We start from the raw sequence: 20,129 nt of genomic DNA on the forward strand, positions 1-20,129 counted from the left end.
ATTCCTCCCCACCTAAGTTTTAGATGGGGTATCCTTGCTATAAAAAAGATGAAAATAAAAAAACTATTGTTATCACTGTTACTACTGTGTCTCTTTGCATCTGCTTGTGGTGTTAAGGATAGTGAACCGATAGCGGCGGGGGAAGTCATACCGGAAACGAAGAAGGCTACCACAGCTAAAGTAGCGCCCCAAATAAAGAAAGAAGATGTGCCCCAAGATATGCGTATCCATTTTTTGGACGTAGGTCAGGGGCTTTCTGTTTTGGTTGAGAGTCAAGGAAGATATCTGATTTACGATGGTGGTGGTCAGGGAAGTTCTTCCTATGTGGTCGCGTATTTGCGAGAACAGGGTGTGGAAAAGCTGGATTATGTAATTGCTTCTCACTATGATGCGGATCACTTGGCCGGTCTGGTGGGGTGCCTCAATGTTTTCTCCGCCGAGAGAGTCTTGGCTCCAGACTACGAACACGATACTAAGCTCTATTCCTCTTTTATGAAGGGGGTAACGGAACGGGGAATCCCTTTTTCTTCACCAGTACAAGGAGAGACATTTACCCTGGGAGCGGCTACGTTTACCGTTCTTTCGGCAAAGCCTGAAAACGGTGATTCTAATGATTACTCCTTGGTAATCAAGATTATGAATGGACAAAATTCCTGTATTTTAACGGGTGACGCTTCTGCTGCCTCAGAAGCAGAGATGATTCGTTCCGGGAGAGAGCTCTCCTGTGATATATTAAGTATCGGTCATCACGGCTCGGCAAGTTCCACAAGTTGGGATTTCCTTGAAAAGACCGTTCCCGAGGCAGCGGTTATCTCTGTGGGCCGGGATAATTCTTATGGGCATCCTGACCGGGACGTACTAGAAAAGTTAGAAAGTATGGAGATTGATCTGTACCGAAGCGATCTTCAAGGGACGGTAATCGCGACCTCTAATGGGAGCGAGTTTACTTGGAGCGAGGCCCCTTGTAACGATTATCAAGGCGGTGATTCGGGGACACAGCCCGCAGAAACCAGTGTTTCGCCAGAGGTCTCTAGTAGTCTGCAGGTATGGAAATCAGCCTCAGGGAAGAAGTATCATAGCATTCCTAATTGCGGGACGATGAACCCAGATCAGGCGGTACAAATGAGCGAGGAAGAAGCGCAAAATAGCGGGTTGGGGGCGTGTTCTAAGTGCTGCAGATAAGGGTGAAAAACCACAAAAAAGTTGCCTTATGGAAAAAACAGTAGTATAATACTTGAACACGACTTTTGGTGGATTGAAAGGGAAAATCAAGTATGAGTATTAAATTTAATAAGGCGGCCCAGTTGTCGCTAGTTATTTTACTGGTCGTCACCTTAGTGTTTACTCCTGGTCTAACTGGACATGCAGAAGAGCCGGAGGAGAAGCTGAACAATTTAGGGTCAGCTCTTGGGGAATACGAAAGCGAATTGGGACAGGCGACAAAAGAGTTAGAAGCACTTGTGTCAGAAGTAGAAGCATCTAAGATGGATTTATTAGAGGCAGAAGAGCAAGAAGCAAAGCAGCACGAAGAGATGAAGTTGAGAATCAAGTATATGTATGAGACGGGATCGGTATCCCTTCTCCAGCTTCTGATAGAGTCATCAGATTTAGCAAGTTTAACGGCTAATATTGAGTATGTATCTATGGTGACTAGTCATGATAGGGAAATGCTAACAGAGTACCAAAGAGTGGTAGAAGATACTGCTGCAAGGGCAGCCGACTTAGAAGGTCGCCGGAATGAACTTAGCTCTTTGCAGACGCAGTTAAACGAGAAGATTGCCAGTGCAGAAGAGGCTATTAAGAAAGCTAGCGCAGAAGTAGACGCCAAGCGAAAAGCTGAGTTAGAAGCTTTGCAAGCGGCCTTGGATGAGGCGAAAAAGTACGAAGATGCCGTATCTCCTGAAGAGGGGAATAACCAGGGAAGCGGAAGCAGCGGCAGTAACGAAACGACGCCACCGCCTAGCGGCAATGGCTCAAATGGCAGTGGTTCTAATGGAGCGCTTTACACTCTCGATCAGTTTCTCTCTATGGGAGTTGTGAACTGGGGTGGGTATCGCTTTACTTATTACTCACAGTCCGTGTTGCCAGGACCAGGACTTAATATTCCTGGAAGGCATGTAAATGCCGATGGTTATGTCAGCGACGGCGATGGTTATATTGTCTTAGCGGCTTTAGGAGCAAAGGGAGCAGTTTACGATACGCCTTTTGGCTATCAAGGAAAGGTATACGATAGCTGTCCTTCAGCGGGAACTTTAGACGTCTATATTCGGTAAAAATAGGATACGTCCTCTAGCAAAGATTTCACTTTGTTAGGGGACGTTTTGCAAGAAAGAGAAAGAGGGGAAGTTATGAGTAAGAGATATATCAGAGGACTGGCAGTGGTACTGCTTGCGGTTACGCTGTTATCCGGTTGTGCCGGAAAAAAAGAAATGGTCGGCAACTATACCGATGAGATGAAGATAGAACCAGGGGTGGATATTTCCGAGTACGGTGCCGATAGTGTTGAACGAGACGGCGACCACGAGGGGAGTCTGTATTTCTCCAACCTGGATTTTTACAACATGAAATCAACGGATACCATGAAGATTTTGCCAAAGTTTAAAACGATTCAACAAAGTGATGAACGTACCTGTGCTTTAACCTGTATTCTCATGGTTTTTAATTATTATGGTAACGACAAGGATTATGACGAATACGATCTTCTAAAGCTTCATCCTGAAGGAGAGGAGATGAAGTCTACCTCCCTTCCGCAAGCGGTGGCGGTGTTTGATCAGGTTGGTGGTTTTAAATTGACCACAACCACGGACTTTCACGAAAAGGGAGAAGAGCTCACCCTAGGTACGCTTTACGGCTTTATCGATGAAGATAAACCAGTGATGGTGTGTTGGAATGACTGGGGTGGTCATTGGCAGATCATCATCGGCTACGATACTATGGGAACAAAGACCGAGCAAGACGATGTTCTAATTGTTGCCGATCCCTACGATACGACGGACCACAATCAGGATGGCTATGGAGTCTATCCGGCCCAGCGATTTTTCTACAATTTTACTACCTACAACTTCTTTTCTGAAGAAGAGGGGAACGATCAGCTATTTATCGTCGCTGAACCAAATAACTAAAAAAACATTTGACAAGAATAAAAAACCGGATTATACTCAAGTACATTAATAAAAGACAAACCGTTGAGGTGGAGATAACGTTAGTAGCGCACTTTCAGAGAGTTCGGGTAGGTGGAAGCCGAGCAGAGAGCGGATTAGCAAATGGACCACTGAGGGCACGGACAAAAAGCGACTTCTCGCTTTAGTACTTCGTGACGAAAGGCTTGCGTTAGTAGCCGGAGATATGTTGGTATCTTGCTAAGTGTGTGCGTATGCACAAATTAAGGTGGCACCACGGGTGTATTGTTGACTCGTCCTTTAACAAAGTTTAATTACTTCGTTAAAGGATTTTTTTTGTGCAAAAAAGGGAGAATAGCTATGAGACAGACATCATTTGGAGAACTAAAAGAACTCAATCAAACAGGAACGTATCGGCGTTTACCGCTGACGTGTGAACTTTTTTCGGACATCGCCACTAGTGTGGAGGTGCTTCATAAGTTTATGAATGTGAGCGATCACTGCTTTATGTTTGAAAGCGCTTCGGAGACAAAGCAGTGGGGACGTTATACATTCATCGGCTATGACCCGGTCTTAGAGGTAAGCAGTACCGATGTTATCGAAGGTTCTCCAAAGGATTACTTAAGTCGTCTGATCGCCGAGAATAAGAGTCCTCGGATACCGGGGCTACCGTCTTTTCTCGGTGGACTGGTGGGTTACTTTGCCTACGACTACTGCAAATATGAAGAGCCGATTTTAGATATTCCGGTAGAAGATAACGAAGGTTTTAAAGACTTTGACTTCATGCTTTTTGACAAGCTAGTTATCTATGATAACTTTTCCCAGAAGATGACCCTAGTTGTGAATATCAAGAACGATAATCTAGAGAAAAGGTACCAAGAAGGGCTACAGACCTTGGAGCAGATGAAGGTCATTATTACCAGAGGTAAGAAAAAGAGCTTACCTAAGGGACGTTTGTTGACACCAGCAAAGCCGCTATTTGACGAGAAAGCCTATACGGAAAAGGTACTCCAGGTTAAAGAGCGAATTCGTGAAGGAGATCTTTTTCAGCTAGTCTTAAGCAATCGCCTTGAGGCAGAGTTTTCCGGAAGTCTTTTTGATACGTATCGTTTACTGCGAACCATTAACCCTTCGCCCTATATGTTCTACTTTTCCAGTAAGGATATGGAGGTGGCAGGCGCTTCGCCGGAGACACTAGTTAAGGTTATGGGCTCGGAAGTGCTTACGTATCCGCTAGCAGGGACGAGAAGGCGAGGCCAAAATGATTTGGAGGATAAAGATCTAGAGCAAGAATTATTGGCTGATGAGAAGGAGAAGGCAGAGCACAATATGCTAGTTGACCTAGGGCGTAACGATCTCGGCAAAATATGTGACTTTGGTAGTGTGGAGGTCAAGGATTACCTGCAAGTGCTTCGCTTTTCTCACGTGATGCACCTAGGGTCTACCGTTCAGGGAAGACTTAGGACAGATAAGGAAGCGCTAGATGCTCTCGGGGCTGTGCTTCCTGCCGGCACCCTCTCGGGAGCACCTAAGGTTAAGGCGTGTCAGCTGATTGCCCAGCTAGAAAATAATAAACGGGGAATTTATGGCGGGGCCATCGGTTATTTAAGTCTTACTGGCGATCTGGACACCTGCATCGGGATTCGCTTAGCCTATCGGAAAAACGGCAAGGTCTTCGTTCGCTCAGGTGCAGGAATTGTTGCCGATAGCGATCCTCACAAAGAATACGTAGAGTGCCTTAATAAAGCAGAAGCGATGCTTGTTGCCCTCACAGGCAGTGAGAGGATGGAGGTGTAGAAATGGTCTTACTAATTGATAATTACGATAGTTTTTCTTATAACCTATACCAGCTTTTCGGGGAGCTAACTAAGGAAATACGGGTCGTTCGTAACGACGAATTAAGCGTAGAAGAGATTGCGGCGCTGGCGCCAGAGACCATTATTCTGTCCCCGGGACCTGGACGACCAGAGGCGGCCGGGGTGTGTCTTGAGGTTGTTAGCAGGTTGAAGGGGCAGGTGAAGTTCTTAGGTGTATGTTTGGGGCATCAAGTGATTTGTCAGGCCTATGGTGGACAGATCGATTATGCAGAAGAGCTGATGCATGGCAAGCAGTCGCGAATCAAGGTGGTGGCGGATGAAAGCCAGCTTTTTAAAAACATGAGCGCGAGCTTATCCGTAGGACGTTATCACTCGCTAATCGCAAAAGAGAACTCTTTACCAGGAGAACTAAAGGTAACCTCGCGAACGGCTAACGAAGAAGTGATGAGTGTAGAAGATAAGGAAAATAAGGTGTTCGGTGTACAGTTTCATCCAGAGTCCATCCTAACACCCTTAGGAAAACAGATGATTCAGAATTTTATGGAGGTATAGAAGCATGATACATGAAGCAATTGTAAGACTAAGCAACCGGGAAGACCTAGATTATGAGATGGCAAGGGCTTCTATGGATGAAATAATGAGTGGGCAGGCAACGGAAGTGCAGATGAGTGCTTTTTTAGTCGCGATGGCGATGAAAGGCGAGACTATTGAAGAAATCACCGCCTGCGCCGCAGGTATGCGGGCACACTGTGTAAAGCTGCTTAATGACCAGGAAGTGCTTGAAATTGTGGGAACCGGTGGCGACCGCGCCAATTCCTTTAATATCTCGACCACTTCTAGTCTGGTTATCTCGGCAGCCGGAGTCCCGGTAGCGAAGCACGGAAATAGAGCCGCGTCCAGTAAAAGCGGAGCAGCAGATGTCCTAGAGGCTCTGGGAGTAAAGATTAACGTCTCCCCGGAAAAAAGTACAAAGCTTCTTAGGGATTTGGGTTTTTGTTTTCTCTTTGCTCAGAACTACCACCTCTCCATGAAGTACGTGGCTCCTGTACGCCGGGAATTATCGATTCCCACCATCTTTAATATTCTAGGGCCGCTAACAAACCCTGCTGGTGCGAAGATGGAGCTGATGGGGGTCTATGAAGAAGGCTTAGTTGAGCCGTTAGCGAGAGTACTGGCGAATTTAGGAGTCAAGCGGGGCATGGTGGTCTACGGTCAAGATGGCTTAGATGAGATTTCCTTAAGCGCGCCGACGACGGTGTGCGAGGTGAAGGACGGAACGTATAAGTCCTATGTGATCAAACCAGAAGACTATGGCTTCACGCGGTGCAGGAAAGCTGACTTAGTCGGTGGCGATGCTGCGGAGAACGCAGCGATTACTAGGGCAATTTTAAAAGGTGAGAAGGGACCGAAGGCAGATGCGGTTATCCTAAACTCGGCAGCTGCTATCCACTTAGGTAAAGAGATTAGTATGGAAGCGGCGGTGAAAGAAGCCAGGGAAGTGATCGATAGTGGGAAAGCGTTAGCTCACCTAGAAGCATTTATTAAGGAGTCAAATTCATGAAGCAGGATATTTTAGAGCAAATTGTGGTAGCGACCAAGGTAAGAGTAGAAAAGGCGAAGCAGCAGATACTTAAGGAGACGTTAGTCAGTTCACCAGGAATGTCAAAGCCTTCCAAGTGTATATCTTTTTATCAGGCGCTAAAGGCTCCGGGGATGTCCTTTATCTGCGAGATCAAGAAAGCTTCCCCTTCAAAGGGCTTGATTGCCGAAGATTTTCCTTATTTGGAGATTGCTATGGAATACGAAGCAGCAGGGGCCAGTGCAATCTCGGTGCTGACGGAGCCGGTGTTTTTTAAAGGTAGTCATACGTACTTAAAGGAAGTAAGCGCGAAGGTGGGGATACCGACCCTGCGAAAAGACTTTATTATTGACGAGTATCAGATATACGAAGCCAAAGCCTTAGGGGCTGCGGCAGTTCTCCTTATCTGCAGTATTTTAAGCTCTTCCCAGTTAAAGGCTTATCTGGAACTAGCCCGGTCGCTAGGACTGGATGCTTTAGTAGAAGCCCATTCAAGCGCTGAGGTCGCTAAAGCCGTGGCAGCAGGTGCTCAGATTATTGGTGTTAATAACCGGGACTTAAAAGATTTTAGCGTAGATATTAATCACAGCATCAACCTCCGAAAAGAGGTGCCAGATAGCTGCCTTTTCGTTTCCGAAAGCGGTATCCGCCATCCAGCAGATGTTAGACGCTTAGAAGAAAATAGCGTGGATGCGGTCCTAATTGGTGAGCAGCTGATGCGCAGCTCAGATAAGAAAAGGGAGCTCCAGAGATTAGGGGGAATGGAACATGGCAAAGGTTAAAATATGCGGAATTACTCGCCCAGAAGAGATTGCCTATGGGAACGCATATCAGCCAGATTATATCGGTTTTGTCTTTGCGAGGAGTCGGCGCCAGGTGAGTCTGCAAAAGGCTCAGGAGCTTCGCCGTCAGTTAGATAGCCGGATTCAAGCAGTAGGCGTCTTTGTGGATGAAGAGTTCCAAAAGGTGGTAGAGGCAGTAGAGACGGGAGCCATTCAGATGATTCAGCTACACGGTCAAGAAGACGAGGCGTATCTTAAGGCGCTACGACGGCGGACATCGGTACCGATTATTAAGGCCTTAGCCGTTAACTCCTCATTAGATATTCAGAAGGCAAATGAAAGTAGTGGGGATTACGTGTTATTAGACTATAGGAAGCCTGGCAGCGGTAGGAGTTTTGACTGGGAGCTTCTAAAGGGGATGACTAGAGCGTATTTCCTGGCTGGCGGAATATGCTCGGATAATATAGAGGAGGCTCTAGGTCTACCAGGACTTTTGGCTCTAGATATTAGCTCCGGGGTTGAAAAAGATGGAAAGAAGGATGAGTCGCTAATTAGGGACTGTATAAGGAGGATAAGAAATGACGAAAGGTAGATTTGGAATTCACGGGGGGCAGTATATTCCCGAAACCTTAATGAGTGAATTGGAAAACTTAGAAAGAGAGTATGAAAAATATCGAAAAGATCCTGAGTTTAAGCGGGAATTGAAGGCGCTTTTAGATGACTATGCAGGGCGCCCCTCACGGCTTTACTATGCGGGAAATATTACCGAGGATTTGGGCGGCGCGAAAGTATATTTAAAGCGGGAGGACTTAAATCACACGGGTGCCCATAAAATCAATAATGTACTAGGGCAGGTATTGCTGGCAAAAAGGATGGGAAAAACGCGGGTGATTGCTGAAACCGGTGCCGGTCAGCACGGGGTGGCAACAGCCACAGCGGCGGCTCTTCTAGGACTTGAATGCGAAGTCTTTATGGGGGCTGAGGATTGCCAGAGACAAGCGCTTAACGTGTATCGCATGCATCTTCTCGGGGCGAAGGTACATCCCGTATCTAGCGGAACCGGAACGCTTAAGGATGCGGTTAACGAAACCATGCGAGAGTGGACGACGAGAATCGCGGATACCCATTATGTGCTAGGGTCAGTGATGGGACCTCACCCCTTTCCGACCATCGTACGGGACTTTCAGGCGGTCATTAGCGAGGAGGCTAGGGCCCAGATTCTTGAGAAGGAAGGGAAGCTTCCGGGGGCAGTTTTTGCCTGTGTAGGGGGCGGCAGCAATGCCATCGGGATGTTCTATCACTTCATTCCCGATGAGCAGGTGGCCCTTTACGGCTGCGAGGCTGCGGGTCGGGGTATCAGTACCAAGGATACGGCAGCGACCATCGCTACTGGTAGCTTAGGCGTCTTCCACGGGATGAAATCTTATTTTTGCCAAGATGAATACGGCCAGATTGCTCCCGTCTATTCCATCTCGGCAGGCCTTGATTATCCAGGGATTGGACCGGAACACGCCCATTTACATGATTTAGGGAGAGCCCAGTACGTGCCGATTACCGATGAGGAAGCGGTCTCCGCTTTCGAATACATTGCTAAAAAGGAAGGGATTATCTGCGCGATAGAAAGTGCTCACGCCCTTGCTTATGCGATGAAAGTAGTACCCAAAATGTCAAAAGAAGATAGCGTTATTATCTGTCTCTCCGGTCGCGGAGATAAAGACGTGGCAGCTATCGCCAGATACAAAGGAGAAAAAATATATGAGTAGAATACAAGATGCCTTTCAAAATAAAAAAGCGTTTATTCCTTTTATAACAGCTGGAGACCCAACCCTTGCTAAGACGAAAGAGTATATCCTGCAGATGGCCGCCGCAGGCGCGGATCTCATTGAAATTGGTCTGCCCTTTTCTGATCCTATTGCTGAAGGTCCAGTTATTCAAGAAGCGGACATTAGAGCGTTAGCCAGTGGCACTACCACGGACAAGGTTCTAGAGATGGTGGCGGAACTAAAGGGTGAGATTACCATCCCCTTAGTCTTTATGACGTATCTAAATCCTGTCTTTCACTACGGCTATGAAACGTTTTTTGCCCGTTGTCAGGAAGTGGGCGTCTGCGGCATAATTATTCCCGATCTTCCTTATGAGGAAAAAGAAGAGGTGCTTGAAGTAGCAGATAAGTATCAGGTGGAACTAGTCTCCATGGTGGCCCCCACTTCGGCCAAGCGCATCCGTGAGATTGCCGTTTCAGCAAAAGGTTTTCTCTACGTTGTCTCTTCGCTAGGGGTGACGGGAGTGCGTAGTGAGATTAAGACGGACATCGAGAGCATAATTAAAGAAATCAGACAAGTGACAGACTTACCCTGCGCCGTTGGTTTTGGGATTAATACTCCTGAGCAGGCGGCCAGAATTGCTCGACACGCAGATGGCGTTATCGTTGGTAGCGGGATTGTGGATCTTATTGCGAAGTACGGAGACACTGCTGGGGAGGCGGTGTATCAGTACGTGAAGGAGATGAAAGAGGCGATCATTTAAGAGCAAACACAAACGGAATATACAAAATTATTTGACTAATACGTAAAATGTGATACACTAACTATATTAAAAAACAGGAGGAAGGGCATGTTCAGTATTTCTTGCAAATAATCAATTTGATACTCGTGTATGATGGCCAGTGGCCCGAGTGCGCGATTTTGCAGGAAATGAATACCTTCTAATGACATACGTAGATGATACGTGGATTTTATTACGCTAGGAGAGAAGTTCTTTCCTAGCGTTTTTTCGTGCACAGGGCAGGGGAAGGAGTTTACTATGTCATTAATTAGTGTTAACAATTTGAGTTTTAGCTACGAAGGTAGCTATACGGAGGTTTTTACCGAGACGTCGTTTCAGATAGATACAGATTGGAAATTAGGATTCATCGGGCGAAATGGTCGCGGTAAGACCACATTTTTAAAGTTGCTATTAGGAGAATATCCGTACCAAGGGTCGATTTCGGCCAGTGTTTCTTTTGAGTATTTTCCTTATCAGGTAGCAGATGAGGAGCGAATGGTGCTAGAGATCGCTCAGGAGATTGCTCCAGGTGCAGAAGACTGGGAATTTATCAAAGAGCTTTCGCTCTTACAGGTAGACGCCTCCGTCTTGTATCGTTCGTTTTCTACCTTAAGCCAAGGAGAACGAACGAAGGTGCTACTCACCTCGCTTTTTCTGCGGACGAATAGTTTTCTTTTGATCGATGAGCCGACCAATCATTTGGACGCTTTGGGGCGGGATTTACTAGCAGCGTATTTAAAGAAAAAGAAAGGTTTTATTTTGGTTTCTCACGATCGTCGTTTTCTAGATGAGGTGGTGGATCACATTCTTTCGATTAATAAGCAAAGCATCACGGTGATGAAGGGTAACTATAGCGTGTTTGCTGGTGAAAAGGCAGCGAAGGATCAGTTTGAACTTAATCAGAATGAGAAGATTAAGCGAGAGATAAAGCAGATGGAAAGCGCGGCAAAGCGAACGAAGGCGTGGTCAGATGATGTGGAGAAGTCTAAGAAAGGAGAAGGTGCCAAGGTTGCGGGACTGCGTCCAGACCGAGGATTTATCGGCCATAAGGCGGCCAAGATGATGAAGCGGACGAAGACCATGGAGCGGCGGATAGAAGACGCCATCACGAAGAAGGGTGAGCTTCTAAGGGAACTTGAAAGCCAGGAGCCCTTGGAGATGCGACCGCTAACTTTCCCCAAAGAAATTTTGGTGACGATGACGGATGTTAGCCTTAGTTATGAAGATAAGGTGGTGCTTGAAGACTTTAGCTTGCAGGTAAAGCGGGGGCAGAGAATTAACCTAGCCGGTGGCAACGGCAGCGGCAAGTCCAGTGTCTTAAAGGCGATACTAGGAGAGATTAAGCCTGGGAAGGGACAAGTCGCGCTAGCTTCGGGACTAGTGATTTCTTATGTAAGCCAGGATACCCGAGAGCTTTCGGGAACGTTAAAAGAGTTGGCAGAGAAAAACGGCGTAGAAGTTTCGCTTCTTGTGACGGTGCTACGAAAGCTAGATCTGGGGAGAGAACAAATCGAGATCCCGGTGGAAAACTACAGCGAAGGGCAGAAGAAAAAGGTGCTACTAGCATTAAGTCTATGTACGCCTGCCCATTTGTACATCTGGGACGAACCTCTTAACTATATCGATGTCATCTCTCGTGAACAGATAGAAAGTGTCCTATTAGAGCGGGAACCGACGATTATTTTTGTGGAACATGACCGGTGGTTCTGTGATAAAATAGCAACTGAAAAGGTGGTGCTGGGAAATGGGAAAGAGTAATTCATATACGAAAATCTATGAGGTTGTTAAAAGTATTCCCAAAGGCTGCGTAGCCTCCTACGGACAGGTGGCTGAGCTGGCGGGCAATAATCGCTGGGCGCGAGTAGTAGGCTATGCTTTGCATGTGAACCCTGAGCCCGGAGTCATTCCCTGTCATCGGGTGGTGACGGTAGATGGCAAAGTATCCCCGGCCTTTGCTTTTGGCGGCGAGAATCAGCAGATTCGCCTCCTTGAAGAAGAGGGCGTGGAAGTGGTTGATGGCCGGGTGGATATGGCACGTTTTTGCTGGCGAAAAAGAAGGTTTTGAGCTATAATAAAAAGCAGTGTGATTTTAAGGAGGGTAAAGATGATAGCAATTGAAAATGAACTAAAGAATAATGCATATCCGGGAAGAGGAATAATCTTAGGGAAGACCCCTGACGGGAAAAAGGCAGTAGCGGCGTATTTTATTATGGGTCGCAGTGAAAATAGCCGTAACCGTATCTTTGTGGAAGACGGAGAAGGAATTAGAACCCAGGCATTTGACGAAGCAAAGCTAGTGGATCCATCACTTATTATTTATGCGCCGGTGCGGGTAATCGGTAGTAAGACAATCGTTACGAACGGTGATCAGACGGATACGATTTACGAAGGCATGGATAAGCAACTAACCTTTGAGCAAGCCCTTAGAAGCCGGGAGTTTGAGCCCGATGGTCCTAACTATACCCCAAGAATATCCGGAATTATTCACCGCTTAGGTGCAGGTTTCAATTACGCTTTATCTATTCTTAAAAGTAATGAAGGCGACCCAGACTCGTGTCAGCGGTTTACCTTTGCTTACGAGAATCCAAAAGCCGGAGAAGGTCATTTTATTCACACGTATGCTGAGAATTTAGACCCGCTTCCAAGCTTTGTGGGAGAACCGAAAAAGATTGCTACTCATAATGATATCGAAGAGTTTACTACCCTTTTGTGGGAGAACTTAAACGAGGAGAATAAAGTATCCTTGTTTGTCCGCTATCAGGACTTAGCAAGTGGTGAGTACGAGACGAAAATAGTTAACAAGAATAAATAGGAGCGTAAGTAAAATGAAAGAAATCCAATTAAAGTACGGGTGTAACCCCAATCAAAAACCTTCAAGAATCTATATGGCAGACGGCGGTGAGCTACCGGTCACCGTATTAAATGGTAACCCCGGTTACATTAACTTCCTCGATGCCTTTAACGGCTGGCAATTAGTGAAGGAATTAAAGGCGGCTACCGGTCTTCCGGCGGCAACTTCATTTAAACACGTGTCGCCAGCAGGAGCAGCAGTTGGCAGACCTTTAAGCGATACCTTAGCGAAAATCTACTGGGTAGATGATCTTGGCGAATTAACACCTTTAGCTGCTGCCTATGCAAGAGCCAGAGGTGCTGATAGAATGTCTTCTTTTGGTGATTTTATCGCCCTTTCAGATGAGTGTGACGTAAGTACAGCGAAGATGATTAAGCGAGAAGTCTCAGATGGTGTTATCGCTCCAGGGTATTCGGAGGAAGCGTTAGCTATCTTAAAGGAAAAGAAAAAGGGCGGTTATAACGTGATTCAAATCGATGCCGATTACGTACCAAAGCCGCTAGAAGTAAAAGACGTCTATGGCATTACCTTCGAGCAAGGCCGTAATGAGCTACACATCGACAAGGATTTCTTTAATGACATTGTTACAAAGAACAAAGAGTTAAGCGAAGATGCCAAGATGGATTTAGCGATTTCTTTGATTACCCTTAAGTATACTCAGTCAAACTCTGTTTGCTATGTAAAAGATGGCCAGGCAATCGGTATCGGTGCCGGTCAGCAATCACGGATTCACTGTACCAGACTAGCTGGTAGCAAAGCGGATAACTGGTGGTTACGACAAAGCAAAGAGGTATTAGGCCTTAAATTTAAAGCAGGCCTTGGTAGAGCGGATAGAGACAATTCCATTGATCTTTATATCGGCGAAGATTATCAGGATGTGCTTGCCGATGGTGCTTGGGAAAACATCTTCGAAGAAAAACCAGAGGTCTTTAGCGCTGAGGCAAAACGGGCCTGGCTGGATCAGTTAACAGACGTGGCTCTTGGTTCAGATGCGTTCTTCCCCTTTGGTGATAATATCGAAAGAGCGAAAAGAAGCGGTGTAAAATACATCGCCCAACCAGGCGGATCAGTGAGAGATGATAACGTAATCGCAACTTGTGATAAATACGGAATGGTGATGGCCTTTACTGGTATCAGACTATTCCACCACTAAAAGGAGCAAAAAACATGGGTAGATATTTTGGAACGGATGGTTTTAGAGGTGAAGTAAATGAGGTCTTATGTGTAGACCACGCATTTAAAATCGGCCGTTATTTGGGTTGGTATTACAGCCAGAAAAGAGGCGAAGGGAAGTCAGCTAAGATTGTAATTGGTAAAGATACGCGCCGTAGTAGCTATATGTTCGAGGATGCTCTGTGTGCAGGTATCACGGCATCAGGAGCAAACGCCTATCTGTTACACGTAACAACCACGCCTAGTGTATCTTATATTGTGCGAACAGAGGATTTCGATTGCGGAATCATGATTTCCGCTAGTCATAATCCTTACTATGATAACGGAATTAAGTTAATCAATGCCAAAGGGCATAAGATGGATGCAGATGTGGAAGCGGAAATCGAAGATTATATGGATGGTAAGATTGCCGAGATTCCTTTAGCTAAAAGAGATAAGGTTGGACGTACCGTAGACTATGTGGCTGGTAGAAATCGTTACATCGGCTATCTAATTTCTCTGATTCGGCACTCTTTTGAAGACAAGCGTATCGGTCTGGACTGCTCTAACGGTAGTGCGTTCACGATTGCGAAAGCCGTTTTTGATGCGGTTGGCGCCAAGACGTATGTGATTAACGATAGTCCTGATGGCACGAATATTAACCGAGATGCAGGTTCTACCCATATTGAAATTTTGCAGGATTTTGTGAGAGAAAACAACCTAGACGCGGGCTTTGCCTACGATGGTGATGCGGATCGCTGTATTGCCGTCGATGAAGAGGGAACGGTAGTCGATGGCGACCTAATCCTCTATATTTGCGGAAAGTATATGAAAGAGAAAGATCGCTTGAATGACGATGTGGTAGTTACCACGATTATGTCTAACATTGGTCTTTATAAGGCTTTTGATAAAGCGGGAATCAAGTACGAAAAGACAGCGGTAGGCGATAAATACGTCTACGAAGAGATGGTAAAGAATGACTATTCTCTCGGCGGTGAGCAAAGTGGACACATTATTTTTAGCAAGCATGCCACTACCGGAGACGGTATTATGACCTCTTTAATGGTTATGGAAGTAATGCTTGGTATGAAGAAAAAGCTGTCAGAGCTTCATAAAGAAGTGGAAATCTTCCCTCAGCTTCTGAAAAACGTGCGGGTAGCAGATAAGCAAGCCGCCCTTAGTGCTCCGGAAGTGGTAGCAGCGATTGAAGAGGTGGCGGAAGCTTTAGGAGATGACGGCCGTATCCTCGTAAGAGAAAGCGGAACGGAGCCGGTTATTCGCGTCATGGTAGAGGCGAAGACTGACGAGCTTTGTAAAAAATACGTAGATCAGGTAGCAGACCTGATGAAATAAGAAGAAGGGCAGCGAAATTGCTGCCCTTTTTTCTAGGTTTTGTCACTATACGGAATGGAAGCCTTTGCCAATAATCTCACTGGTATTGGTGATTAGGATAAAGGCTTGAGGGTCGTGTTCTTTTACGTAATTTCTTAGCTTCACGGCTTGGGAGCGGCTAAGTGCCGTCATAATCATATATTTTTCCTTACCGCTAAAAGCGCCTTGGGCTTCGATAATGGTTGCGCCTCGGTGGAGTTCATCCCGAATAAAGTCACAGATTGGTGAGGGATTTCCGGTTACTACAGTGAAGTATTTGGCTAGGTTAAGACTCTCAATAAAGGTGTCAATCAGGGACGAACGTAGGAATAGTCCCAGGGTAGAGAAGAGTCCGGTGGTAATATCAAAGACGAAGAAAGTAAGCAGTGTCATAATCATATCGGTTGCCAGTAGTGCCTTACCGATATTGATGCTGGTGTATTTCTTCAAAATCATCGCGATAACATCCGTTCCGCCGGTAGAAGCACCGACATTGAAGAGGATGGCCGAGCCCACAGAAGGTAGGGCGAGGGCAAAAGCCAGTTCAAGAATGGGCTGATCAGTCATCGGTCCGGTCATCGGCATGGTCTTTTCAAAGAGGGAAAGTAGAGCCGAAAGTAGTAACGTACAGTAAGTGGTAGCCAGGCCGAATTTTCGTCCGATTACCAGGGCGCCGACGATGAGCAGGAGGATGTTGGCAATTAAGGTAAAATCACTGGCAGACATGGCGGTATATTTGGTGACTAGGACGGCGAGACCAGTGATGCCACCAAAGGTAAAGTTGTTAGGAAACTTGAAAAAGTAAACACCCACAGCGGTAATGATAGTAGCTGCAGTTAATAGTAGAAAATATTTAATTTTTTTTAGCATTTGGAAGACCTCTCTCTTATCAACTTGCTTACTAGATTGTAACAATAAAGCTCTTGAAATGCAATTGGCTTTATGGTATTATTAGTTGTGGTTTTATAACTAGGAGGTGTAATGATGACCGTTTTAAAAGGGATTTTAATGGTAGTTTTTGCAATAGATTGTATAGCGCTTATTTTATTAGTATTAATGCAAGAAGGAAAGCAACAAGGGCTTGGAAGTCTTGGCGGAATGTCTGACTCTACGTTCTGGAGTCAAAATAAAGGCCGCTCGATGGAAGGGACTCTAGCAAGAGTCACGAAGTATTTGGCGATTCTTTTTATCTTGTTGGCAATCGTTCTAAACTTGCCGGTTTTTGCTTAAGAAAGATAACAAGCGATTTGAAGCACTCTATGATTGTATAGAGTGCTTTTTTTACCATATAAGGAGAAGTGATGGAAGGTTCATTTGAAGATAAGAAGAAAATAATCATCGATGTGCTCGGTGATAAGAGATATGTACCAATGAAGGCGAAGGAACTAGCGATGGTTCTAAACGTTACGAAAGAACGCCGGGAAGAGTTTCGCCAGGTTCTAGGGAGCCTAGTAAAGGAAGAGAAGATAAGTATTAATAAAAAAGGGAAATATAAGCTTAAAGAAGCGGCAGGAGAGAGGCTTACGGGTATCTATAGAGCCAGTGCGAAAGGGTTTGGTTTTGTCATTCTTGATGATAGCGAAGACCCAGATGTATTCATTTCCGAAGAAGAAAATAAAGGGGCAATGGATGGCGACAAGGTCGAGATTGTGATTGTAAGTGAACCCCAAGGACGAAGCAAAGAAGGGGCAATTGTTAGGATTGTCGAACGAGCCAACACCGAGGTGGTGGGCTTGTTTTGTCGCCACGGGAAGCAAAAGTACGGGTTTGTAATTCCTGACAATCAGCGCTTTAACAAAGATATATTTATTCCCGAGGAAGGTGTCCGGGGAGCTGTGGATGGACATAAGGTGGTAGCTAAGCTGACCTCTTACGGCGATAATGAGAAGAAGGCAGAAGGTAAGGTGGTTCAGATTCTGGGTCATGAGAATGATCCGGGCGTAGATATCCTGTCGATTGTTTTAAGTCATAACTTACCGACGGAGTTTGGGGAGCGCGTGCTTAATCAGGCGGAGCGGGTTTCTAAGCCAGTTTCGGAAGCGGATATGGCAGGACGCAGAGATATGCGCTCATGGCAGTGCGTCACCATCGACGGCGAAGACGCGAAGGATTTGGACGATGCCATTACCCTTACGAAAGAAGGGGAGAATTACCTTTTGGGCGTTCACATTGCCGATGTGACGAATTACGTTCAGGAAAAGTCGGCGTTAGGTCAAGAAGCGTATAAGCGAGGAACCAGCGTCTACCTAGTGGACCGGGTGATACCTATGCTACCCCATACACTTTCAAATGGTATTTGTTCCCTGAATCAAGGTGAGGACCGGTTGTGTCTATGCTGTCTGATGACAGTGAATGAAAAGGGAGAGGTTATTAGCCATGAGATTGTGGAAGGCATTATTAATGTAGACCAGCGGATGACGTACACAGCAGTAGCCAGTATTCTAAGTGATGCCGAGGCAGAAGAACGCCAAACGTATAAAGAGCTTGTGCCGATGTTTGAACGCATGGGCGAGCTTTCGAAGATCTTACGCAGTCGCAGAAAGAAGCGGGGCTCTATTGATTTTGACTTCCCGGAGTCGAAGATTATCCTTGATGAGAAGGGGAAGGTTACCGAGATTAAGCCTTATGACCGCAACGTGGCCACTAAGATTATCGAAGATTTTATGTTACTAGCGAACGAGACGGTGGCAGAGAATTTCTTCTGGCAGGAATTACCTTTTGTGTATCGCAATCACGAGGTGCCAGATGAAGAGAAGATGCAGACGCTCGCCACCTTTATTCATAATTTTGGTTATTCTATGCACCTAGGTCAAAATAGCGTAAAGCCAAAAGAAGTGCAAAAGCTTTTGGCGAATTTTGAAGGGAAGGACGAAGAGGCGCTTATCAGTCGTCTAGCACTACGCTCGATGAAGCAGGCGCGCTATTCTTCGGAGAATAGTGGTCACTTTGGTCTAGCCGCTAGCTATTATACTCACTTTACTTCGCCAATCAGACGCTATCCAGACCTGCAGATCCACCGGATTATTAAGGATACGCTGCGCGGACGGATGAGTAATGAGAGAATTGCTCATTATCAGAAAATCTTACCAGAGGTAACCAGACATTGTAGTGAAATGGAGAGACGCGCAGAAGAAGCGGAGCGAGATACCATTAAGCTTAAGAAGGTGGAGTATATGTCGGGGTATCTTGGCAAAACGTTTACAGGCGTTATTTCCGGTATTACGAAGTGGGGCATGTATGTGGAGCTACCAAATACCATAGAAGGGCTGGTACACGTTACCAATATGTCTGATGACCACTATGACTACTATGAAGACCGCTACGAGATGGTCGGTGAACATACAGGTAGGTCCTATAAATTAGGACAAAATGTGATGGTGAAGGTATTGTCTACCGATAGCTTACAGCGAACCATCGATTTCAAACTTGTGAAGGAGAAAGAGAAAAATGGCAAAAATGACAACGAAGATGATTGCCAATAATAAAAAAGCATATCATGACTACTTTATTCTTGAGACTTTTGAAGCGGGAATTGCCCTAGCTGGCACCGAGGTGAAATCTTTGCGCTCAGGCAGTTGTTCGATTAAGGAATCCTTTATCCGTATTGAAAATGGTGAGGTATTTATCTACGGTATGCATATTGCTCCCTATGAAAAGGGGAATATTTTTAATAAGGATCCGCTGCGGACTAGAAAACTTCTTTTGAATCGTTCTGAAATCAATAAGATGCTGGGAAAAACAAAGGAAAAGGGCATGACGATTATGCCTCTGAAGGTCTATTTTAGAGGCCATTTAGTGAAGGTGGAAATTGGTCTAGCAAAAGGTAAAAAGCTTTACGATAAGCGTCAAGATATTGCCAAGAAGGATCAAAAGAGAGAAGCTGAGCGAGACTTTAAAATTCGCAATTTATAAAAAATGGGATTGACCGTGTATAAATAAGATGGGGGTAAAACATGCAGCTGTTTGATTTACACTGTGATTCGTTAGTGAAGTATCTAGAGTATCGTTCAGGTTTTCTTTGTGAGAAGACGCAGTTTTCCCTAAAGAATAAGGATTATTTCAGACGGATGGTGCAGACGATGGCCGTTTTTGTTCCTGATGATATTCGGGGAGAAAGAGCACTTGAGTATTTTAAGCTTCATCAGAAATACTTAAGCCAACTATTAGAACGGGAAGAGGGATTGGTTGGCTTTGTTAGCTCTAGCAAGGACATAGTAAGAGTTACAGGGGAGGGTCGCTGCGGAATTTTGCTGGCAGTAGAAAGCGGTGCCGTACTCGCAGGAAAGCTAGAGAATGTGGATTATTTAGCCCGGATGGGTGTTCGGTTAATGACCTTAGTGTGGAATGGTGAGAATGAGATTGGCTCCGGACACCAGACGGATAACGGCTTGAGTGATTTTGGTAGACAGGTGATAAAACGGATGGAAGAGAAAAAGATTATCGTCGATGTCTCTCACTTAAATGACCGAGGATTTGCTGAGGTATGTGAAGTGGCGAATAAACCTTTTGTGGCGACTCATTCTAATTTGCGCTCGGTGTGTTCCCATAAGCGAAACTTGACGGAGAAGCAATTTGAGGAAATCGTGAGACGAGAGGGGTTGGTAGGGATTAATCTGTACGAACGCTTCTTATCTAATCAAGGAAAGGGCACGATTGACCAAATGTATAGGCACGTATCTCGCATGCTAGAGTTAGGTGGTGAGGATGTGATTGCTTGTGGTAGCGACTTTGACGGAGCTGATGTGAACCCTGAACTTGATTCGCCTGTAAAGTTTGCAACAAGTGCTGAGTATCTCTTACAAAAAGGGATTTCCCAGAGCGTAGTTAACAAGATGTTTTTTGAGAATGCCCTACGTTTTTTTGCTAGGTGGTAAAACTCGGCGGTTACACCAGAATTTATGGTGTAACCGCCGA

20 protein-coding genes are annotated in these 20,129 nt (G+C 45.6%); 19 read left to right on the forward strand and 1 reads right to left on the reverse strand.

The window, feature by feature from the left end; all coding sequences use genetic code 11:
- The 15 genes from NHH16_RS10415 to glmM form a co-directional block, all read left to right on the forward strand.
- A partial coding sequence (locus NHH16_RS10415) for a ComEC/Rec2 family competence protein (RefSeq protein ID WP_262069542.1) occupies positions 1–1,182 on the forward strand: 1,182 nt, incomplete at its 5' end.
- A 92-nt stretch (positions 1,183–1,274) separates the two neighbouring features.
- A complete protein-coding gene (locus NHH16_RS10420) occupies positions 1,275–2,273 on the forward strand; it encodes a coiled-coil domain-containing protein (protein WP_262069543.1) in 999 nt (332 codons plus the stop codon).
- Between the two features lie 75 nt (positions 2,274–2,348).
- Positions 2,349–3,122, forward strand: a complete 774-nt coding sequence (locus NHH16_RS10425; protein WP_262069544.1) for a C39 family peptidase — start codon at positions 2,349–2,351, stop codon at positions 3,120–3,122.
- Between the two features lie 357 nt (positions 3,123–3,479).
- Positions 3,480–4,916 (forward strand): anthranilate synthase component I family protein, encoded by a 1,437-nt coding sequence (locus tag NHH16_RS10430; protein WP_262069545.1) that lies wholly within the window; start codon positions 3,480–3,482, stop codon positions 4,914–4,916.
- A 2-nt stretch (positions 4,917–4,918) separates the two neighbouring features.
- On the forward strand, positions 4,919–5,488 hold the full coding sequence (locus NHH16_RS10435) for an anthranilate synthase component II (RefSeq protein ID WP_262069546.1): 570 nt from the start codon (positions 4,919–4,921) through the stop codon (positions 5,486–5,488).
- Positions 5,489–5,492: 4 nt separating this feature from the next.
- Positions 5,493–6,497 (forward strand): anthranilate phosphoribosyltransferase, encoded by a 1,005-nt coding sequence (gene trpD / locus NHH16_RS10440; protein WP_262069547.1) that lies wholly within the window; start codon positions 5,493–5,495, stop codon positions 6,495–6,497.
- Positions 6,494–7,297: an indole-3-glycerol phosphate synthase TrpC gene (trpC, locus tag NHH16_RS10445; RefSeq protein WP_262069548.1), complete on the forward strand. Its 804-nt coding sequence runs from the start codon at positions 6,494–6,496 to the stop codon at positions 7,295–7,297. Before trpD ends, trpC begins: the two co-directional genes overlap by 4 nt.
- Positions 7,284–7,889, forward strand: a complete 606-nt coding sequence (locus NHH16_RS10450; protein WP_262069549.1) for a phosphoribosylanthranilate isomerase — start codon at positions 7,284–7,286, stop codon at positions 7,887–7,889. The genes trpC and NHH16_RS10450 overlap by 14 nt, the downstream gene beginning before the upstream one ends.
- Entirely contained in the window at positions 7,876–9,060 is a 1,185-nt protein-coding gene (gene trpB / locus NHH16_RS10455; RefSeq protein WP_262069550.1) for a tryptophan synthase subunit beta, read from the forward strand. Before NHH16_RS10450 ends, trpB begins: the two co-directional genes overlap by 14 nt.
- The gene (gene trpA / locus NHH16_RS10460; RefSeq protein ID WP_262069551.1) at positions 9,053–9,823 is read left to right on the forward strand and encodes a tryptophan synthase subunit alpha; all 771 of its coding nucleotides are present in this window, start codon (positions 9,053–9,055) and stop codon (positions 9,821–9,823) included. Before trpB ends, trpA begins: the two co-directional genes overlap by 8 nt.
- Positions 9,824–10,099: 276 nt before the next feature.
- Positions 10,100–11,599 (forward strand): ribosomal protection-like ABC-F family protein, encoded by a 1,500-nt coding sequence (gene abc-f / locus NHH16_RS10465; protein WP_262069552.1) that lies wholly within the window; start codon positions 10,100–10,102, stop codon positions 11,597–11,599.
- The gene (locus NHH16_RS10470; RefSeq protein WP_262069553.1) at positions 11,586–11,906 is read left to right on the forward strand and encodes an MGMT family protein; all 321 of its coding nucleotides are present in this window, start codon (positions 11,586–11,588) and stop codon (positions 11,904–11,906) included. Before abc-f ends, NHH16_RS10470 begins: the two co-directional genes overlap by 14 nt.
- Before the next feature lie 39 nt (positions 11,907–11,945).
- Positions 11,946–12,653, forward strand: coding sequence for an IMP cyclohydrolase (locus NHH16_RS10475; RefSeq protein ID WP_262069554.1), 708 nt, complete (start codon positions 11,946–11,948; stop codon positions 12,651–12,653).
- 13 nt (positions 12,654–12,666) lie between these two features.
- On the forward strand, positions 12,667–13,845 hold the full coding sequence (locus NHH16_RS10480; protein ID WP_262069555.1) for a phosphoribosylaminoimidazolecarboxamide formyltransferase: 1,179 nt from the start codon (positions 12,667–12,669) through the stop codon (positions 13,843–13,845).
- A 14-nt stretch (positions 13,846–13,859) separates the two neighbouring features.
- On the forward strand, positions 13,860–15,197 hold the full coding sequence (gene glmM / locus NHH16_RS10485; protein WP_262069556.1) for a phosphoglucosamine mutase: 1,338 nt from the start codon (positions 13,860–13,862) through the stop codon (positions 15,195–15,197).
- A 45-nt stretch (positions 15,198–15,242) separates the two neighbouring features.
- Here the strand turns inward: glmM and NHH16_RS10490 are convergent, their stop codons facing one another.
- Complete coding sequence (locus tag NHH16_RS10490) at positions 15,243–16,085, reverse strand: YitT family protein (protein WP_262069557.1); 843 nt, start codon at positions 16,083–16,085, stop codon at positions 15,243–15,245.
- Positions 16,086–16,199: 114 nt separating this feature from the next.
- Here NHH16_RS10490 and secG point away from each other — a divergent pair, with 114 nt between their 5' ends.
- The 4 genes from secG to NHH16_RS10510 all read left to right on the forward strand — a co-directional run bounded on the left by secG (position 16,200) and on the right by NHH16_RS10510 (position 20,089).
- Positions 16,200–16,445 carry a preprotein translocase subunit SecG gene (secG, locus tag NHH16_RS10495; RefSeq protein WP_262069609.1) on the forward strand — a complete coding sequence of 82 codons (246 nt, stop codon included), beginning with the start codon at positions 16,200–16,202 and terminating at the stop codon, positions 16,443–16,445.
- Positions 16,446–16,516: 71 nt separating this feature from the next.
- The gene (gene rnr, locus NHH16_RS10500) at positions 16,517–18,697 is read left to right on the forward strand and encodes a ribonuclease R (protein WP_262069558.1); all 2,181 of its coding nucleotides are present in this window, start codon (positions 16,517–16,519) and stop codon (positions 18,695–18,697) included.
- Positions 18,663–19,127: an SsrA-binding protein SmpB gene (gene smpB / locus NHH16_RS10505; RefSeq protein ID WP_262069559.1), complete on the forward strand. Its 465-nt coding sequence runs from the start codon at positions 18,663–18,665 to the stop codon at positions 19,125–19,127. The genes rnr and smpB overlap by 35 nt, the downstream gene beginning before the upstream one ends.
- 41 nt (positions 19,128–19,168) lie before the next feature.
- Positions 19,169–20,089 carry a dipeptidase gene (locus NHH16_RS10510; RefSeq protein WP_262069560.1) on the forward strand — a complete coding sequence of 307 codons (921 nt, stop codon included), beginning with the start codon at positions 19,169–19,171 and terminating at the stop codon, positions 20,087–20,089.
- Positions 20,090–20,129 lie beyond the last annotated feature (40 nt).

The organism is Ohessyouella blattaphilus, from assembly GCF_024721265.1.
Taxonomy (GTDB): domain Bacteria; phylum Bacillota; class Clostridia; order Lachnospirales; family Lachnospiraceae; genus Aequitasia; species Aequitasia blattaphilus_A.

Excerpts from the sequence above, each read along its gene's own strand:
- NHH16_RS10425 (WP_262069544.1), top strand. The coding sequence starts at position 2,349 with ATGAGTAAGAGATATATCAGAGGACTGGCAGTGGTACTGCTTGCGGTT.
- smpB (WP_262069559.1), top strand. The coding sequence starts at position 18,663 with ATGGCAAAAATGACAACGAAGATGATTGCCAATAATAAAAAAGCATAT.
- NHH16_RS10470 (WP_262069553.1), top strand. The coding sequence starts at position 11,586 with ATGGGAAAGAGTAATTCATATACGAAAATCTATGAGGTTGTTAAAAGT.
- NHH16_RS10420 (WP_262069543.1), top strand. The coding sequence starts at position 1,275 with ATGAGTATTAAATTTAATAAGGCGGCCCAGTTGTCGCTAGTTATTTTA.
- rnr (WP_262069558.1), top strand. The coding sequence starts at position 16,517 with ATGGAAGGTTCATTTGAAGATAAGAAGAAAATAATCATCGATGTGCTC.
- NHH16_RS10430 (WP_262069545.1), top strand. The coding sequence starts at position 3,480 with ATGAGACAGACATCATTTGGAGAACTAAAAGAACTCAATCAAACAGGA.
- NHH16_RS10435 (WP_262069546.1), top strand. The coding sequence starts at position 4,919 with ATGGTCTTACTAATTGATAATTACGATAGTTTTTCTTATAACCTATAC.
- trpB (WP_262069550.1), top strand. The coding sequence starts at position 7,876 with ATGACGAAAGGTAGATTTGGAATTCACGGGGGGCAGTATATTCCCGAA.
- trpD (WP_262069547.1), top strand. The coding sequence starts at position 5,493 with ATGATACATGAAGCAATTGTAAGACTAAGCAACCGGGAAGACCTAGAT.
- abc-f (WP_262069552.1), top strand. The coding sequence starts at position 10,100 with ATGTCATTAATTAGTGTTAACAATTTGAGTTTTAGCTACGAAGGTAGC.
- NHH16_RS10450 (WP_262069549.1), top strand. The coding sequence starts at position 7,284 with ATGGCAAAGGTTAAAATATGCGGAATTACTCGCCCAGAAGAGATTGCC.
- secG (WP_262069609.1), top strand. The coding sequence starts at position 16,200 with ATGACCGTTTTAAAAGGGATTTTAATGGTAGTTTTTGCAATAGATTGT.
- trpC (WP_262069548.1), top strand. The coding sequence starts at position 6,494 with ATGAAGCAGGATATTTTAGAGCAAATTGTGGTAGCGACCAAGGTAAGA.
- NHH16_RS10480 (WP_262069555.1), top strand. The coding sequence starts at position 12,667 with ATGAAAGAAATCCAATTAAAGTACGGGTGTAACCCCAATCAAAAACCT.
- NHH16_RS10490 (WP_262069557.1), bottom strand. The coding sequence starts at position 16,085 with ATGCTAAAAAAAATTAAATATTTTCTACTATTAACTGCAGCTACTATC.
- glmM (WP_262069556.1), top strand. The coding sequence starts at position 13,860 with ATGGGTAGATATTTTGGAACGGATGGTTTTAGAGGTGAAGTAAATGAG.
- NHH16_RS10475 (WP_262069554.1), top strand. The coding sequence starts at position 11,946 with ATGATAGCAATTGAAAATGAACTAAAGAATAATGCATATCCGGGAAGA.
- NHH16_RS10510 (WP_262069560.1), top strand. The coding sequence starts at position 19,169 with ATGCAGCTGTTTGATTTACACTGTGATTCGTTAGTGAAGTATCTAGAG.
- trpA (WP_262069551.1), top strand. The coding sequence starts at position 9,053 with ATGAGTAGAATACAAGATGCCTTTCAAAATAAAAAAGCGTTTATTCCT.